This is a genomic window from Kordia algicida OT-1, from assembly GCF_000154725.1.
Lineage (GTDB): Bacteria > Bacteroidota > Bacteroidia > Flavobacteriales > Flavobacteriaceae > Kordia > Kordia algicida.
Genome location: NZ_DS544873.1, coordinates 2,520,691 through 2,540,483, shown reverse-complemented (window position 1 = coordinate 2,540,483; position 19,793 = coordinate 2,520,691). Strand labels below are relative to the sequence as shown.

Sequence of the window (19,793 nt, the reverse complement as noted above, 5' to 3'; positions counted from 1 at the left end):
AAATCATGTCAAGACCTTCAGAATTACATAAAGCAGCAGCAACAGATTTAGCAACACTGCTACCTATTACAGAAGAAAATAAACAAAAAGCTTTTGATTTAATGGAAAAGCTTGGATATACAAAGCAGCAAAAAGAGGAAGCAACTACGACTTCGGATGATCCTTTTAAATCACATGTAGGTATCTACAAGCCAGAAGTAAAAGATGGAAAAAAATACTATCACAGAGATATTTTATTAAAAGACAGATGGAGTTATTTTGCCGATGTACAAAGCATTCCACCAAAATCTGACAAAAAACGTATCGTCTTATTAGGAGAATCAGTTACCAGAGGGTTTTTATTAGATCCAGAATATACTCCTGCTATTGTATTGGATCAATTACTAAATTCAAACAAAGACAAATTTGGGTACGAACTTGTTGATTTAGCAGAAACCAACTTAGGTATGGCTGGAATCAAAGAGCGTTACACACAGTGTATGGATTTAGAACCAGATATGGTTATCTTTTTGGCTGGAAATAACTGGCGAGAAGATTTGCTTATCGAAATTGGTGAAAGTCAAGATAAGCAAGAAGCTTTACAAGAACGTATTCAAGGTGAAGAAGGAATTGCTGTTGCAAAACCATTAATTGAAACATATTTCAGCTCAATAGTAGATGACTTTTTAGCATACGTAGGAGATATTTCAAAAGAAAAAAATGTTCCTGTTGCATTTGCAATTCCAGAATTCAACCTTTTGGATTGTAGAAGTACTCCTGGAGAACGTGTTGTTTCAGAATTGCCATATGAAAAACTAAAAACATGGATTGAAGCTAAAGAAAGTGCTGAGAATCATCTGGCTTCTGGAGACATTGATATTTGTATTTCTGAAGCTAAAAAAATGGTCGAAATAGATCCAAGTCATCCTTATGGATTTGAACTATTAGCAGATTGTAGCATTAAAAAAGAAGCATACAAAGAAGCTAGGTATTATTTAGAAATGGCAAGAGATACTGCTCTTTTCTGTAGAACAAACAGTAAGCCAAGAACGTTTAAAATAGTACAAGAAACTATTCTAGCAAAAGCTGGAAATCATGGAATTGAGGTAATAGACTTGCCTGCAATTTTTAAAGCACACCTAGAAGGGAAAGTGCCAGGGAGAGACCTTTTCTTAGATTATTGCCATTTTAGTGTTACAGGAATTCAAGTAGCCATGAATGCAGTGTACAAAGTTGTACTTGAGCAATTCAATGATACAAGAAGTCTACACAAAGACGTCACTACTATTGTACCTTCAAATGAAGTACTTGCATTAGGACATTTATTTGCAGCTATACACAACGCACACTGGGGACAATCCTATGATATTCTTTTACACCACTGTTCTGAATCATTATCAAAATGGAAAGACATTGCAAAAACAATGGTGTATTACTGTGATATGATTAGTAGAGGAGCGGCGAATAATGTATGTAAATCTTTAGAAAAAATTCTTGAAGATAATACCAAGTTAGATCGCTATGTACACGCTTTAGTACCAGCAAGAAACATGAAAAATATGGAACTTGAATTGGTAGATGCAATGACAACTGTTTTAAAATCGAATGGTGTAGATATTACAAATTATCTATTAAAAATTCGTTTGGACGAGCATAACATCAAAAACAGACGTATCAATTTATTGCAGAATTATTATCATGCAACATCTTACGATGAATATCAAGGACAAAAAACGGCGTTCTTGCAAGCAAGAGATACAAGCTCTGACTTTTTCTTTGTAACAGACGCAAAAAGTAATGCGGAATTGTGTATTTCGTTACGAATTCCAAGAATCATCAATGAAAATGATGAGCAAGTAACGGTTTGTGTAAATGATACAGAAGTAACCAAAATAGGCGTAAACAGCAAATGGCAAACTTACACTATAAAGGTTCCGTCGGAAGCACTTCAAAATGGAATGAATGTATGTAAAATAAAATGGCCATTAGTTGCTACAACCAAAGAAGACCAAGATAATAATTCTTCTACAGCAATACTTGATGCGGCTTTCCGTGTATTCGGAGAAATTTGCAACATGACAGTTTCAGGAATGTAAAAAATAAATCTTCCTAATACAATCCTCCTATTTTAATTAATCAAATAACAATAAAATATGGACAAAACATCACATAAAGACTATATAATAATAGGTGCTGGCCCTGCTGGATTGCAATTAGGATACTTCTTTCAGAAGAATAATTTAGATTTTTTAATTCTTGAAAAAGATAAAATTTCAGGATCTTTTTTTAGAGATAATCCAAGACATCGATCGCTAATTTCTATTAACAAAGTATTTACAGGATTTGACGATAAAGACTTCAATCTAAGATTTGATTGGAATTCATTACTATGCGACAAAGATGAATTGCAATTCAAAGAATACAGCACAAAGTACTTTCCTAAAGCAGATACACTTGTAAATTACCTAAATGATTTTGCAAATGCATACGAGTTGCCAATCAATTATAATGTTGAAGTTACCAAAATTGGCAAAGACGAAAAGTTTGTACTTAGCGCATCAAATGGAGAGACATACGTTTGTAACTATTTGATAGTTGCAACGGGTTGGGTTGCACCTTACATTCCTAACATTTCAGGAATAGAACATGGTGTACACTACATGGATATGAAACTAGACAAAGAAATTTATCAAAACAAACGCGTTTTGATCGTAGGGAAAGGAAACTCTGCTTTTGAAATTGCTGAAGATTTGGTAGATACTACTGCGATAACACATATATGTAGTTCTCAAACCATTAAAATGGCATGGAATACGCACTATGTAGGAGACGTAAGAGCTGTAAACAATAACTTTTTAGATACGTATCACTTGAAGTCTCAAAATGCAATTTTAGATGCTGACATCAATAGTATAAAAGAAGAAGATAATCAATTCAGAGTTAAGGTTACGTATAACAATCTCGCAGGAGAAGAAGAAGAATTAATCTACGATCACATCCTTCTATGTACTGGTTTCAAATTCGATAATTCAATTTTTGAAGACGAATGTAAACCTGAAGTAGTCATAAAAGGTCGTTTTCCAAATCAAACTCCAGAATATGAATCTGTAAATGTTAAAGATTTATACTTTGCAGGAACGCTAACACACATGCGCGACTATAAAAAACAAGCATCAGGTTTTATACATGGATTTAGATACAATGCTTCATTCTTAGCTAGAAATTTAGCAAATAAAAACCATCAAATTAAATTGCCTTCAGTAGAACTAGCGTGGGATACAGATACATTATGTGATAAAATTATTGATCGCATTAATAGTAATTCTTCTTTATGGAATCAATATGGATATTTTGGTGATTTAGCAGTTATTAATTATGACAAAGTAACCTATTACGAAAGTCTTCCTGTAGATTTTATCAATGAAAAAATGATGGGAGAAGATAGTGAGTACTTTATCATTACAATGGAATTTGGTGAAAAGAAAGAGGTAAGTGATCATTTATCAAATACGCGTATACACAGAGATGATTATGAAAATGCAAAAGACAGTGTTTTTATTCATCCAATCGTACGTCACTACGCAAATAATAAAATGGTAAACGAATTTCACATTATCGAAGACTTAGAAGCTATATGGAGAGAACCAATTCACATTAAACCATTAAAAAAGTTCATAAAATCAGTCAATGATCTTAATAAAATTTCGGAATAAAAAAAATCCGTCAAATATAACAACGAACAACAATTTAAAATATACCAATCAATAAAATATGTGTGGAATAAGTGGAATTTATAATTTCGATAGAGAACGTATTGCTAACGAAAAAATTATAGTTCAAATGACCAATAAAATTCAACATCGCGGACCTGATGATTCAGCCTGCTACGTTGATGGTCATGTTGGTCTTGGTTTTGTACGACTCAGTATTATTGACTTGAGTCATGGAATGCAACCGTTCTTTAGCCCAGATAAATCTATCGTTTTGACTTGTAATGGCGAAATCTTTAATTACAGGGAATTACGTCAAAAAATGGAGGCAAAAGGATACTCCTTTAAAACAAATTGTGATATTGAAGTCATCGTATACCTTTACATGGAATACGGAACAGATTTCCTGAACATGATTAACGGCCAATTTGCCTTTTGTTTATATGATAAACGAAATGAAATTTTGTTAATGGCAAGAGATCACTTCGGAATTTGTCCATTATTCTATGCAAAATTAGAAGATGCTTTGGTGTATGGTTCAGAAATAAAATCAGTCTTAGAGCATCCAGATGTTACAAGAAGAATAGACCACAAAGGATTAGATCAAATCTTTACGTTTCCGGCAAATATTGCGCCAATAACATTTTTTGATGATGTAAAAAGTTTAGAGCCTGGACACTATGCTATTCTGAAAAACAATAAGCTAGAAACCAAAGAATATTGGAATCTTGATTATCCGACGAAAGACTACGATTACGGTCAAAAATCTGAAGAATATTATATAGAAAATCTAAATGATTTACTCTTAAAATCTGTAAACTATCGTTTAAATGCTGATGTTCCTGTTGGGTTTTATTTGAGTGGTGGACTCGACTCGTCTATGATTGGCGGAATGATGCGTCATTTAGACAAAACAAAAGAATTCAATTCGTTTTCAATATGTTTTCCAAATACAGAAAACAAAGATATTAACGAACAACGTTTTCAGCGTTTGCTAAGCGAAAAAGTAAAATCAAAACACAACGAAGTACCATTTCGCTGGGACGATTTTGAAAATAAACTTCGAAATGTTATTTACTATTCGGAATCTCCTTTAAAAGAAACCTATAATATCTGTTCAATCGCTTTATCAGAAAGAGCAAAAAGCGAAAAAATAAAAGTAGTGCTTTCGGGTGAAGGTGCAGACGAATTATTTGGTGGATATGCAGGCTATAAATTTGATGGTAGACGTGAAGGAAACATTGGCTACAAAGATTTAGAACACCTAAGAGAAGATGAGGTTCGAAAAAAACTTTGGGGAAATCCTGATTTCATTTATGAAAAAAATGAAAATGAATTTAGAGAAACCAAACAAGCTTTATACTCATCACTTTTAAACAATTCATATAAGGACTTTGATTGTTTGCGTGAACCAGCAATAGATCATTCACGTATAAAGGATAGACATCACTTTCACCAACGTTCTTACGTAGATTTTAAATTACGTTTAGGTGGACATCTCATAGCAGATCATGGAGATCGTATGACTTTGGCAAACAATGTGGAAGGTCGTTATCCATTTTTAGATGTAGACCTCATTAACTTTGCTAAAACAATACCACCATCATTAATGGTGAAAGATATGCAAGAGAAATACATACTTAAAAAAGTGGCTCAAAAGTATGTTCCTTCAGAAATTATCAATCGTGAGAAATTTGGATTTGTAGCGCCAGGAAGTCCACATTTATTAAAAACCAATAGTGAGTGGGTAAATGAATTACTGTCTTATGACCGAATCAAAAGGCAAGGTTACTTTAATCCAGATACGGTAGAACGTCTCAAAAAAATGTACAGTAGAGATGGGTTTATTCTAAATCCGCCATACGACTTAGATTTACTAATTATTGTGCTTACATTCAATATGTTTATCGATGTTTTTGATGTGCCAAATGCTTCATAAATTTAATTCTCTTAAAAAAATATTCAAATGAATTTTGTCAAAACATTACTAAGTAAATCTAAAAAAGCTTTGGGCTTTATGCTCATATTAGGAATCTTTAATAGTATTCTTAATGCAGGATTATTAGTTTTCATAAACAATACTATCATTAAAGAACCTATTCCATTCTTTCCAGAATACGATTGGGCGCTCTTTATAGCAATAATTCTAGCATCTTTGGTATGTTCACGTTTCTTCCAAACATATATGATAAAGTTAACCAACAATTTATTATTTGACTTTGAAGTCATGATTCTAAAAAAGTTGCGTATGGCTTCCTATCAAGACTTTGAGGAAATTGGGAATGAAAAAATATACACAGCAATCAATGATACCAAAGTATTGGGAAGTGTGCCAGAAGTATTTATGAATGCTTTTAACTCATTCATAGTAATTCTTTGTTGTTTTGGATATCTCTTTTACATTTCTCCAATCGGAGCAGGTTTGGTAGTAGTAACAATGGTAATATTGCTCATCTTTTACTTAGTGAGAAACAATGCGATTGAAAAAGAATTAAACGAGCGTCGAGATTTACAAAACACATATTACCAGTATTTGGCAGACATGTTACACGGTTTCAAGGAATTGAAAATGGGTGTTTTACGTAACAATAATATCTTTAGTAAATTCTTAGTGAAAAATAGAGTTAAAGGAAAAAACATTGCCATAGATACTTCTATAAAATATATGGACAATGAGCTAACAGGATACTACAGTTGGTACATTATACTCGGAATAGTAATGTTTGTATTGCCTAGCTATTTTAACATGAATGCTGAAAAAACAACAGCTTTTCTAATTACGATCCTATACCTCATTGGACCTGTAGCAGTATTAATTACTTTAATTCCAACCTATACAATGGTGAAAATTTCTGCACAGCGTTTAAATCTTATAGAACAAATGCTAGATCCAATTCAAGATCGAATCGCTCCTAGTAAACTTGATAACATGGAATCATTTGAAGAAATAAGGTTTGAAGATGTAACATATTTTTACAACGATGAGGAAAAAAATCAAAAGTTTTACTTACAACCAGTAAATCTCGTTATCAAAAAAGGAGAAATCATTTTTATTACCGGTGGTAACGGAAGTGGTAAAAGTACATTTGGAAATCTACTTACGGGATTATATGAACCATATGAAGGAGGAATATATTTCAACAACCAAAAAATAGACTCTAGCCAATTAATGTATTACAGTGATAAAATTTCAGCAGTCTTTACAACCAATTATATCTTTAGTGAAAACTACGATGAATTTGAATTAAAAAAAGATAACGAAACATTAAAATCGCATATCGACATGATGAAAATGGAAGAAGTACTTCATCTTGACGAAGAGCGAAATACATTTGATAAAAACTTATCAAAAGGACAACAAAAAAGATTAGCACTTATCTATGCTTTGCTAGAAGACAAAGATATTATCGTACTAGATGAATGGGCAGCAGAGCAAGATCCTGGATTTAGAAAATATTTCTACGAACAAATACTGCCACACCTTCAAGAACAAGGAAAGACAATCATCGCTATTACACATGATGATGAGTATTTTGACAGAGCGACCAGAGTCATCAAATTTAATTTTGGAAAAATTGTAAGTGATAAAGAAAACTTGGCACAGTTTGTGACTAATAAAGTAAAAAGGACTATAAATTAAGTAGGAAAAGAATAACTAAACATGGTGAATTTATTTTGTCTGCATTTTGCAGGAGGAAACAAGTATTCCTACGTACCTTTGGAAGAATACTTAGACAAAAGTATAAACTTAATAACTCTAGAACTTCCAGGAAGAGGAAAAAGATTTAATGAACCTTTACAAACAGATATTCATAACATAGTTGATGATTTATATGAACAACTAAAGAAAAATGAATATAAACCATACGCTATTTTTGGACATAGCATGGGAGCTGTTTTGACATATTTATTGACACATAAAATTGCGAAAAGTGATTTTCCAAATCCGATTCATTTGTTTGTTTCTGGTTGTAGAGCTCCGAAAATTGAGCGTAAGCCACCATTTTATAATGACTTACCAAAAGATGAATTTGTAGAAAAAATCAGAAAAATGGGTGGTTGCCCAGAAGAAATTTTGCAAAACGATGACCTAATGGCGCTTTTTGAGCCTTCATTACGAGCAGATTTCAAAGCAATTGAAACCTATAAATATCAAAAACAAGCTCCTTTAAAGACACCCATGACAGTCTTTATAGGAAACAAAGACAAAGTCACTTGGAATGAAGCAAAAGAATGGCAAGATGAAACCATACATAAAATAGACATCAAAGAATTCGAAGGAAATCATTTTTTCATTTTTGATCACAAAAAAGAAGTAACAGCATTACTTAACTATTATATTAAAACAAAAACCTTATTAAATAATTATTAAATTGATAACTATGAACTTAAAAATTAAAAACTTATTAACTGCTGTGGTAGCATTATTTATTATGACCTCAGTGACTGCTCAAAAGAAAACAAAACTAGAGATTGCACCAAGTCTAGTTTTAACATACTCAGCAATGGGACCAAAAGGAAGTAAAGTATTATTTCCGTTAGAAATAAAAGAAATGAGTGAAGATCAGGTAGTATTAGAGTACTCTATGGTAAATGGAAAAAAGAAAATCTCAGGGCAATGGATTATCTCTGGAACAGGACTTGAAAACGGTAAATACCTAAACTGGCAACCTTTAAATCCTTCAGAAAAAAGAGTCCTTCCAAAAGATCAAACAATATTTTCAGTATCTAGAAAATTCTTAGACGAAATTAAAAGTAAGAAAACTGCAAAATATGATGACAAAGTTTTTGAATTAAAAAGCATGCCAAAAGGAGAAGAAATCAAAATTGGTAAAAAAGTTGTCGATGCTATTTATGTAGTTGAAAAAGATGGAGAATTAGCTTACTGGATTTTAAATAACAGAGATCTTCCATTTATTATCAATACTAAAGGTGGACAAGGACCAGCTTTTACTCTTGCTGATGTTACGTCAAATAAATAAAACACCTGTAAATAGTAAATAAATCAAGCTAAAATGTATTTGAGAATTATCTCGAATGCATTTTAGCATTAGTATAAAAATTCATGCGAGTTTATTATGCGAAATTAGACCAACCGCTAACCGACGCAAACTATAAAAGGTATCTTAACCAGATGCCAATTGCAATTCAAGAAAAAATCCAACGTTACAAAAATTGGGAAGATGCTCACACTTCTTTAGTGGGTAAATTACTTCTCATACAAGGATTAAAAGACATCGGGCTACCTACAATTGATCTCTCGATATTAAAATATAATCAATACGGTAGACCATATATTTCTAAAAAAATCGACTTTAATATTTCTCATACACAAACACTGGTTATGTGTGCTATCAATACAAACGGTGATGTGGGAATAGATGTTGAAAAAATAAATCCAATAGATAAAACCGACTTTTACGATTGTTGGACACCAAAAGAAACCGAAGTAATCTACAAAGACACAACAGATTATTACACATTTTACAACTACTGGACAAAAAAAGAAGCCTTGGTAAAAGCGATAGGTGACGGACTAAACATTCCGTTAAAAAACATTGAAATATCTGGAAGTCAAGCAACCGTAGTAAATCATGGAAAATGGTATCTAAAAGAAATATCTCTTTCTGAAAAATACACTGCTCATATAGCTACTAAAGAACCATATAATTCTCCTATTGTCTTAATACAAAAACATTACTTGTAAGCTTAATTTTCATAAAAGCTTATAAAAGATTCAAACATTCTCAAAAACAAGTCGAATTCTCTAAAAAAAGATTTTTTCCTTTTACAACTCATGTAAAAGAAAACAATATCATAATATCTTATGCACAGTAATACTACTTTAGTAGATGTCCTAGAAAATGCTACATTAGCAAAAACTGGGGTTACATTCATTCGTTCATCAAGTAACGAATTGACGTATTCGTATCAAGAATTGAAGAACAAAGCACTCTATACACTACAAAATTTACAAGATTTTGGAGTGCAATCGGGTGATGAAGTTGTAATTCAAATCAATGATAATGCAGACTTTTTACAAGTTTTCTGGGCATGTATCTTGGGGAAAATGATCCCTGTTCCTGTTGCCATAGGAAGACAAGCGGGACACAAGCATAAGCTATACAATATTTGGAAAAAATTGAACAATCCTTTTCTAGTATGTGATGAAGACTTACTAGATAAGATGTTCTCGTATGAAAATGATGAAACTGCCGAAACTAGATATGAAGAAATAACCAAAGCAACTTTAGTAACGGAAGCTGCCGTAGCAGAAAAGTCATTTGGAACCACTCATGCTAACATTGTTGCAGAAGACATTGCGTACATACAATTCTCATCTGGTTCAACAGGAAATCCAAAAGGAGTAGTACTTACACATGCAAATTTAGTTGCTAATATAATGGACATTGCTGAGCGTTCTGAAATTACTGAATCAGATCGTTCACTTAGTTGGTTGCCACTAACACATGACATGGGACTGATATGTTTTCACTTATCATGTACACTAAGAAAAATTGAACAATTTCTCTTACCAACGACACTTTTTATTAGACGACCATTACTGTGGATGGAAAAAGCAAGCGAACACCGTGCAAGCTTACTTTACTCACCAAATTTTGGTTTTCAATACATTCTATCGGCAATTGCTACGGCAAAAAGTCCTATCGAATGGAATCTATCGAATGTACGAATAATTTATAATGGCGCAGAACCAATCTCATGGAAACTATGCAATCAGTTTCTAGAAGAAATGAGCCAATTTCAATTGCCTCCAACAGTATTATATCCTGGATATGGATTGGCAGAAGCTTGTGTGGCAGTCACACTTCCAATAGTTGGACATCCTTTTAAATGTTACTTTGTAAATCGAGATTATCTAAAAATCGGAGATAAAATAGTAGAAGTTGAAAACTCAGAAGCATCAAATAGTACTTCTTTCGTAGAAGTTGGTAGACCAATAGCACAAAGTTACCTTCGAATAGCCAATGATTTTGACGAAGTTCTCGACGATAAGCATATTGGGCACATTCAAATAAAAGGAGCAAATGTTACGGAAGGATATTATAATGATCCCGAAATAAGCGCAGACTGCAAAACCGAAGATCGTTGGCACAGAACAGGTGATTTAGGATTTCTATATGATGGCGCTTTAGTGATTACCGGACGCGCTAAAAACCTAATCATTATCAACGGACAAAACATTTATCCGCAAGATATAGAAGAAGTTGTCTCTGAAAAACTTCAGCTAAAACCAGGAGTTATTGTAGCATGTAGCGCTCGAAAAGACGTCAATCATTCTGAAGAACTACTGATTTTTGTACAGCAACGACGCGTAACAGAACAATTTATCCCTACAATTTGGGACATAAAACGAGAAGTGCTTAACGAACTCAATATTGCTGTTGCACATGTAATTGCAGTAAGAAGTATTCCTAAAACAACTAGCGGAAAAGTACAGCACTATCAACTTGTACAACAATATCTTAACGGGGATTATCAAGAACAAATTCAAACTGTTGCACAACTAGAACAGGAACTAATTAGAAAGGAAAATAAACAAGGAACTACGTTAGAAGATAACCTTTGGTCCATTGCAAAAAACATTCTTAAAAATGATGACTTAAAAGTCTCTCAAAATTTCTTTACAGATGGATTTAACAGTCTAAAAGCGACTGCATTATTATCAAGAATTCATCAACTTGGATATCAAATATCAATAGAAACACTGTTCAAAAATGCAAGTGTAGCTGCATTAAGTGAATATCTTAAAAACGAAAAGCTTGAATATGTAGCACAAATAAAAGCAACTCAAGCAAAAGAAAAATATCCGCTTACGGAAGGGCAGAAGCGATTTTGGATGCTGCATCAATTCAATCAAAGTACGGCAGCTCATATTACTAATATTTCAAAAATTGAAGGAGAATTCAACCCAATAGCCTTCACAAGTGCATTTAAAACGATTGTCAATCGACACGATAGTTTGCGTACAGTTTTCAATACTGTAAATGAAGAAGTATATCAACAAGTCATTCCATCAAGTGCTTTCGAATTTGAAGTAGGCATGTTAGATTTTAGCAGTCAAAAAACTCCGGAGGCATTGGCAAAAGCACGCGCTTATGATGTTGCCAACAGCAGTTTTGACTTATCAGAAGGACCTTTGCTTCGAGTGGAGCTTATAAAAATAGCTTCATCTCGGTACTATTTCATATTTGTCATTCACCATATTATCAGTGATGGTTGGTCTATTGACATAATTAGCAAAGAATTACAATCGTTATACAAAACCTACAGTTTAGGAAAGCAGTCGCCACTTTCGCCACTTCGATTGCAATACAAAGACTATATCTCTTGGTATAAAACCCATGAAGAAAGCGAATCGTATGAAGCATCTCGTAACTATTGGTTGCAACGTTTTTCAGGCGAACTACCAAGTTTAGAATTGCCATTTGCCAACAATGGTGGCGATATATTATCCTTTTCAGGAGGGTATTTATATCATACTTTTGATTCTAACATCAGTAAAAATCTAAAAGCATTATGTGCGGCAAATAAAGTGACAACCTTCACGGGAATCATGAGTGTATTAAGTGGTTTGTTCCATAAACTCACTGGTAAAACAGATCTTATCATAGGAACTGATACAGCAGGCAGAATTCACCAAGACCTAGAAAATCAAGTAGGATACTACTTAAACCTCTTGCCAATCAGAATTAACTTTTCAAGGGAAGACAATTTTACGACATTGCTTGAAACAGTGCATGGGGAACTATTGTCAGGATACAATCATCAATCGTATGCTTTTGATAGGTTAATTTCAGAATTAGGTTTGGAACGCAACATGGGAAAACTACCATTGTTAGATGTCTTGGTTTTATTCCAAAACTTTGAAAATGCGCTTGGTTTTCATGATTTAATTGAAGATGTGAGTATTGAAAGTGAAACAATTGAAACACCAACAAGTCTCAACGATTTACTTTTGGAATTCAGCGAAAAAGGGGATGAGTTATCCCTGATGATTCGTTACAACACAGCAATTTATAACAAGTCACAACTAGAAACTTTTATAAAAGCACTAGACAACATATTAGAAGCGGTAGTTGAAACTCCGACAAAATCGATAGAAAACTACAGCCTACTATCAGCATTAGAAATAGAAACGATTCAATCATACAGCCAAGGCAAAACACAAAACTATACAGCTAATTCAGTTGTATCACTATTCAAAACACAAGCAGTAGCAACACCAACGGCAACAGCATTGCTTTATGAGGGCAAAGAACTCAGCTATGAAGCCTTAGAAATGCTTTCCAATCAATTGGCAAATCAACTTACCAAAGAATACAATATAAAAAGGGGAAGTATAGTTGGTTTAATGACAAACCGAGGATTTGACATGATTATAAGCATGTTGGGTGTATTAAAAACAGGTGGAACCTATGTGCCGATAGACAGTGAATATCCTGAGGCACGAAAAAACTATCTCATCACAGACAGCGGATTGGAAGTCCTTATCCAAAGTGAAGCAATAGAAACTGCAACAAGCGTTTCAACAATAACGCTTAGTGAAGATAATTTATCTGGATACGCTACAGACTTTAAAGCCGTCATACCGAAAGCGAATGATGTTGCTTACATCATGTACACCTCAGGAACGACAGGAAATCCAAAAGGAGTAAGTATTAGTTACGATTCATTGTTAGACTATATAGAAACATTTACGACATATTTTCAGCTCACACAAAAAGACATTGTCATACAACAATCATCTTTCTCGTTTGACACCAGTGTAGAAGAAATCTATCCGATCTTAAGTATTGGTGGAACATTAATCTTAACGCCTTCTGGCGGGAAAGACGTTGAAAAATTGCTCACACTGATCCAAACACACAAGGCAACGTTGCTCAGTAGTACGCCGCTAGTGATACAAAGTATTAATGAACTGCTAGAAACGACAAGCCTTCCATCACTCAGAATTTTAATCAGTGGTGGCGATGCATTACAAGTTGACTATGTTTCAAACTTCTCATCAAAAGTTGGTGTATACAACACTTACGGACCCACAGAAGGAACGGTTTGTACAAGTTTCTATAAATTAAACAAAAACAGTGTTTCCAACTGTATTGGTTCGCCAATAGCAAACCGAAGTATTTATATCTGTACTGACGATTTAGCATTACAACCAACACATGTAATAGGCGAATTATACTTAGGTGGGAAAGGAATCGCAGTTGGTTATCACAACCAACCAGAACTTACCAAGGAGTGTTTTATTGACAATCCATTTGGAGAAGGGAAACTCTACAAAACAGGAGATCTTGGTTATTGGGATGATGAAGGAAACATACACTTTATAGGCAGAAAAGATCATCAATTAAAAATACGAGGATATCGTGTAGAAACGATGGAAGTATCCAATGCCATGCTACAAGTAAAAGGAGTTAATGATAGTTATGTGATAGGTTACAGATCACACGGCATCCAACATTTGGTAGGATACTTTACGGGAGACTGTTTGGAAGTTGCTTTGCGTACTGCATTGCGTAACGAATTGCCTGATTATATGATTCCAACGTATTTGGTGAATTTGGAAACGTTTCCGATGACGGCAAATGGAAAAATAGCATTCGACAAACTACCAGATCCAATTCAGGCATCAGAAAAAGTATATCAAAAAGCTAGAAATAAAAGAGATCAGAAACTAATTCAGATTTGGAAAACGGTCTTAAAAGTAGATGTAATTGGTATCACAGACAATTTCTTTGAACTAGGCGGGCATTCGTTAAAAGGAGTTCAAATAGCCAGTAGAATTCAAGAGGAATTCTCAGTAGCTATAGGTTTAAAAGAAATCTTCATGTATCCTGTATTGCAAGAGCAATCAGACGTATTGGCAACTATGGAAGTATCGCAATACGAGGCAATTCCTGTGTCAACAGTACAAGAAAACTATCCATTATCATATTCACAACGCAGATTGTGGTTTTTAGATCAGTTAGGAATTGCAAAGCAATCATTCAACTTATGTTGGTTGTGTGATATTGAATTAGGAGAAAAAGCTTTCAACCCAATAGCCTTCACAAATGCATTTAAAACGATTGTCAATCGACACGATAGTTTGCGTACAGTTTTCAATACTGTAAATGAAGAAGTATATCAACAGGTCATTCCATCAAGTGCTTTCGAATTTGAAGTAGGCATGTTAGATTTTAGCAGTCAAAAAACTCCGGAGGCATTGGCAAAAGCACGCGCTTATGATGTTGCCAACAGTAGTTTTGACTTATCAGAAGGTCCTTTGCTTCGAGTGGAGCTTATAAAAATAGCTTCATCTCGGTACTATTTCATATTTGTCATTCACCATATTATCAGTGATGGTTGGTCTATTGACATAATTAGCAAAGAATTACAATCGTTATACAAAACCTACAGTTTAGGAAAGCAGTCGCCACTTTCGCCACTTCGATTGCAATACAAAGACTATATCTCTTGGTATAAAACCTATGAAGAAAGCGAATCGTATGAAACATCTCGTAACTATTGGTTGCAACGTTTTTCAGGCGAATTACCAAGTTTAGAATTGCCATTTGCCAACAATGGTGGCGATGTATTATCCTTTTCAGGTGGGTATTTATATCATACTTTTGATTCTAAAATCAGTAAAAATTTAAAAGCATTATGTGCGGCAAATAAAGTAACAACCTTCACGGGAATCATGAGTGTATTAAGTGGTTTGTTCCATAAACTCACTGGTAAAACAGATCTTATCATAGGAACTGATACAGCAGGCAGAATTCACCAAGACCTAGAAAATCAAGTAGGATACTACTTAAACCTCTTGCCAATCAGAATTAACTTTTCAAAGGAAGACAATTTTACGGCATTGCTTGAAACAGTGCATAGGGAACTATTGTCAGGATACAATCATCAATCGTATGCTTTTGATAGGTTAATTTCAGAATTAGGTTTGGAACGCAACATGGGAAAACTACCATTGCTAGATGTCTTGGTTTTATTCCAAAACTTTGAAAATGCGCTTGGTTTTCATGATTTAATTGAAGATGTGAGTATTGAAAGTGAAACAATTGAAACACCAACAAGTCTCAACGATTTACTTTTGGAATTCAGCGAAAAAGGGGATGAGTTATCCCTGATGATTCGTTACAACACAGCAATTTATAACAAGTCACAACTAGAAACTTTTATAAAAGCACTAGACAATATATTAGAAGTGGTAGTGAACTCCGACAAAATCGATAGAAACTACAGCTTACTATCAGCATCAGAAAAGAAACGATCAATCATACAGCCAAGGCAAACACAAAACTATACAGCTATTCAGTGTATCACTATTCAAAACACAAGCAGTAGCAACACCAACGGCAAGAGCATTGCTTTATGAGGGCAAAGAACTCAGCTATGAAGCCTTAGAAACGCTTTCCAATCAATTGGCGAATCAACTTACCAAAGAATACAATATAAAAAGGGGAAGTATAGTTGGTTTAATGACAAACCGAGGATTTGACATGATTATAAGCATGTTGGGTGTATTAAAAACAGGTGGAACCTATGTGCCGATAGACAGTGAATATCCTGAGGCACGAAAAAACTATCTCATCACAGACAGCGGATTGGAAGTCCTTATCCAAAGTGAAGCAATAGAAACCGCAACAAGCGTTTCAACAATAACGCTTAGTGAAGATAATTTATCTGGATACGCTACAGACTTTAAAGCCGTCATACCGAAAGCGAATGATGTTGCTTACATCATGTACACCTCAGGAACGACAGGAAATCCAAAAGGAGTAAGTATTAGTCACGATTCATTGTTAGACTATGTAGAAACATTTACAACATATTTTCAGCTCACACAAGAAGACATTGTCATACAACAATCATCTTTCTCGTTTGACACCAGTGTAGAAGAAATCTATCCGATTTTAAGTATTGGTGGAACATTAATCTTAACGCCTTCTGGCGGGAAAGACGTTGAAAAATTGCTCACACTGATCCAAACACACAAGGCAACGTTGCTCAGTAGTACGCCGCTAGTGATACAAAGTATTAATGAACTGCTAGAAACGACAAGCCTTCCATCACTCAGAATTTTAATCAGTGGTGGCGATGCATTACAAGTTGACTATGTTTCAAACTTCTCATCAAAAGTTGGCGTATACAACACTTACGGACCCACAGAAGGAACGGTTTGTACAAGTTTCTATAAATTAAACAAAAACAGTGTTTCCAACTGTATTGGTTCGCCAATAGCAAACCGAAGTATTTATATCTGTACTGACGATTTAGCATTACAACCAACACATGTAATAGGCGAATTATACTTAGGTGGGAAAGGAATCGCAGTTGGTTATCACAACCAACTGGAACTTACAAAGGAGCGTTTTATTGACAATCCATTTGGTGAAGGTAAATTATACAAAACAGGAGATCTTGGTTATTGGGACGATGAAGGAAATATACACTTTATAGGCAGAAAAGATCATCAATTAAAAATACGAGGATATCGTGTAGAAACGATGGAAGTATCCAATGCCATGCTACAAGTACAAGGAGTTAATGATAGTTATGTGCTAGGTTACAAATCACACGGCATCCAACATTTGGTAGGATACTTTACAGGAGACTGTTTGGAAGTTGCTTTGCGTACTGCATTGCGTAACGAATTGCCCGATTATATGATTCCAACGTATTTGGTGAATTTGGAAACGTTTCCGATGACGGCAAATGGAAAAATAGCATTCGACAAACTACCAGATCCAATTCAGGCATCAGAAAAAATATATCAAAAAGCTAGAAATAAAAGAGATCAGAAACTAATTCAGATTTGGAAAACGGTCTTAAAAGTAGATGTAATTGGTATCACAGACAATTTCTTTGAACTAGGCGGGCATTCGTTAAAAGGAGTTCAAATAGCTAGTAGAATTCAAGAGGAATTCTCAGTAGCTATAGGTTTAAAAGAAATCTTCATGTATCCTGTATTGCAAGAGCAATCAGACGTATTGGCAACTATGGAAGTATCGCAATACGAGGCAATTCCTGTGTCAACAGTACAAGAAAACTATCCACTATCATATTCACAACGCAGATTGTGGTTTTTAGATCAGTTAAATGACGACACTATTGCTTACAACATCACTTTTGGACATTGGTTAGAAGGAACATTAGATTTGGAAGCATTGTCATACGCTTTTTCACAAATATTAAAGAGACACGAAAGTTTACGTACTATTTTTCTTTGGCAAGATGAAGAAGTAAAACAACAGGTAAAAGCACCAGAAACAGTTGATTTTGCAGTAGAATATATTCAATACGACAACAATGCTGATACCGATGAAACAGTTGTAGATCATATTTTCAAGACTTACAATACTCCTTTTAATTTGGAAGAAGGTCCTTTGCTAAAAGTATATGCGATTCGATTAACCGATGATAGACATTTTCTTTTTATCAACATACATCATATCATTGCTGATGAAACTTCTGTTCAAATTATCATTGCAGAACTACAACAAATTTACAATGCAAAAGTTAATGGAAATGAAGTTGCTTTAGCTCCATTGCGAATTCAATACAAAGATTATGCTGTTTGGCAACAGGCTCTAGAAATATCTAAAAATTCAGTCGAAAAATCCTATTGGACAGAAAAACTATCAGGAGAAATAACGCCATTAGACTTGCCAACATGTTTCCCAAGAACAACACAACAAACATTTAGCGGAAAACGTACAAAATATTCTTTTGGTAAAGAAATAAGTGAAAAATTTCAGACACTAATTGGGCAGCATGATTCGTCACTATTTATGGGTGCCGTATCGTTAATCAAAATGTTGTTATACCGTTATACGGGAACAAAAGATATTGTAATTGGAACGCCAATTTCAGGGCGTTTGCATCCAGATTTAGAAAATCAAGTTGGTTTTTATCTAAATACACTTGCGCTTCGAGATCAACTCAGTTCAGATATGAGTTATGAAAACCTGTTGGCACAAGTAAAACAAACCTGTTTAGAAGCGTACGAACATCAACAATATCCTTTCGATTTACTAATAGAAGAACTAGACATTCCACGAAATTTAACACGTTCACCATTATTTGATGTGATGATTGTACTAGAAGATATGGATCGCGAAGATCACCAATCTTCTTTCTCAAATCTAATAGTTACAGGCGAATATGTAGATGAAGAAACAAGCAAATTTGACATCACGTTCTATTTCAGCAAGCGTGGCGACGAATTACATTTAACAATCGAATACAATACCTCTTTATTCTCGGAATCTCGCATGGAGCGAATGGGAGTTCACTTGGAAGAATTAATGCAACTTGTAGCTGCTTCTCCAGAGAAAAAGATCGGAGCGTTTGATTATCTGTCAACTGCAGAACGCACACAAATTTTAGACGGATTCAACGCAACTGCTAAAGACTATCCGCTGTCGGGAAGTTTCTTAGCGAGTTACATGGAAAATGTTGCCACAACTCCAGAAGCAACTGCGATTTATTTTGCAGATCGAGCTGTAAATTATGGTGATCTAGATGCTTCGGTAAATCAATTAGCAAACTACCTAAGAGAAAATTATGGCATCACACAAGGTGCTCGTATAGGTTTACTGCTGGATAGAAGCGAATGGATGCTCACGGCAATGTTGAGCGTACTGAAACTTGGTTGTGTATATGTTCCAATAGACAAAAGCTATCCAAACTCAAGAATAAGTTATATTTTGGAAGATAGTCATGCAGACTTACTTATTTCTGATGTTGCTTTTGAAGATTCCTCTGAGATTCAGACGTTGTTACTCTCAGAAAAACTAGAAGCCGTTTCAAACTGTAGCAACGAACTAGAAAGAGTCTCTGTCAATGGCACAGACTTGGCGTATATGATTTACACCTCAGGATCAACGGGAACTCCAAAAGGAGTTAAAATTCGTCACCGATCTGTTACCAACTTAATGTATGCTATGGAAAGTGAAGTTTCAGCCACAGCCGACGATTCCTTACTGGCAGTTACCACGTATGCATTTGATATGTCAGTAGTAGAATTATTTTTACCATTGCATGTTGGAGGAAGCGTTATCATTGCTTCCACGTCTTCGT

General features: G+C 34.4%; 9 protein-coding genes. All 9 read left to right on the top strand.

The annotated features are described in order from the left end of the window. The first annotated feature begins 5 nt into the window (after window positions 1-5). Window positions 6-2,075, top strand: a complete 2,070-nt coding sequence (locus tag KAOT1_RS10790) for an SGNH/GDSL hydrolase family protein (RefSeq protein WP_007094838.1) — start codon at window positions 6-8, stop codon at window positions 2,073-2,075. A gap of 57 nt (window positions 2,076-2,132) precedes the next feature. Continuing rightward, on the top strand, window positions 2,133-3,692 hold the full coding sequence (locus tag KAOT1_RS10785; RefSeq protein ID WP_007094837.1) for an NAD(P)-binding domain-containing protein: 1,560 nt from the start codon (window positions 2,133-2,135) through the stop codon (window positions 3,690-3,692). Between the two features lie 58 nt (window positions 3,693-3,750). After that, window positions 3,751-5,628 carry an asparagine synthase (glutamine-hydrolyzing) gene (asnB, locus tag KAOT1_RS10780; RefSeq protein WP_007094836.1) on the top strand — a complete coding sequence of 626 codons (1,878 nt, stop codon included), beginning with the start codon at window positions 3,751-3,753 and terminating at the stop codon, window positions 5,626-5,628. Between the two features lie 27 nt (window positions 5,629-5,655). Beyond that, window positions 5,656-7,329, top strand: a complete 1,674-nt coding sequence (locus KAOT1_RS10775; protein ID WP_007094835.1) for an ATP-binding cassette domain-containing protein — start codon at window positions 5,656-5,658, stop codon at window positions 7,327-7,329. Between the two features lie 21 nt (window positions 7,330-7,350). Beyond that, complete coding sequence (locus KAOT1_RS10770; RefSeq protein ID WP_007094834.1) at window positions 7,351-8,061, top strand: thioesterase II family protein; 711 nt, start codon at window positions 7,351-7,353, stop codon at window positions 8,059-8,061. A 10-nt stretch (window positions 8,062-8,071) separates the two neighbouring features. Then, complete coding sequence (locus tag KAOT1_RS10765; RefSeq protein WP_007094833.1) at window positions 8,072-8,671, top strand: hypothetical protein; 600 nt, start codon at window positions 8,072-8,074, stop codon at window positions 8,669-8,671. 83 nt (window positions 8,672-8,754) lie between these two features. Then, window positions 8,755-9,396 (top strand): 4'-phosphopantetheinyl transferase family protein, encoded by a 642-nt coding sequence (locus KAOT1_RS10760; protein ID WP_040559489.1) that lies wholly within the window; start codon window positions 8,755-8,757, stop codon window positions 9,394-9,396. A 120-nt stretch (window positions 9,397-9,516) separates the two neighbouring features. Next, a complete protein-coding gene (locus KAOT1_RS10755) occupies window positions 9,517-16,086 on the top strand; it encodes a non-ribosomal peptide synthetase (protein ID WP_007094831.1) in 6,570 nt (2,189 codons plus the stop codon). Next, on the top strand, window positions 16,076-19,793 hold a 3,718-nt coding region (locus KAOT1_RS10750), incomplete at its 3' end, for a non-ribosomal peptide synthetase (protein ID WP_007094830.1). The genes KAOT1_RS10755 and KAOT1_RS10750, both read left to right, overlap by 11 nt.

What these genes read in the sequence shown, in the direction of transcription:
- KAOT1_RS10790 (WP_007094838.1), top strand. Translation starts at nt 6, where the DNA reads ATGTCAAGACCTTCAGAATTACATAAAGCAGCAGCAACAGATTTAGCA.
- KAOT1_RS10785 (WP_007094837.1), top strand. Translation starts at nt 2,133, where the DNA reads ATGGACAAAACATCACATAAAGACTATATAATAATAGGTGCTGGCCCT.
- asnB (WP_007094836.1), top strand. Translation starts at nt 3,751, where the DNA reads ATGTGTGGAATAAGTGGAATTTATAATTTCGATAGAGAACGTATTGCT.
- KAOT1_RS10775 (WP_007094835.1), top strand. Translation starts at nt 5,656, where the DNA reads ATGAATTTTGTCAAAACATTACTAAGTAAATCTAAAAAAGCTTTGGGC.
- KAOT1_RS10770 (WP_007094834.1), top strand. Translation starts at nt 7,351, where the DNA reads ATGGTGAATTTATTTTGTCTGCATTTTGCAGGAGGAAACAAGTATTCC.
- KAOT1_RS10765 (WP_007094833.1), top strand. Translation starts at nt 8,072, where the DNA reads ATGAACTTAAAAATTAAAAACTTATTAACTGCTGTGGTAGCATTATTT.
- KAOT1_RS10760 (WP_040559489.1), top strand. Translation starts at nt 8,755, where the DNA reads ATGCGAGTTTATTATGCGAAATTAGACCAACCGCTAACCGACGCAAAC.
- KAOT1_RS10755 (WP_007094831.1), top strand. Translation starts at nt 9,517, where the DNA reads ATGCACAGTAATACTACTTTAGTAGATGTCCTAGAAAATGCTACATTA.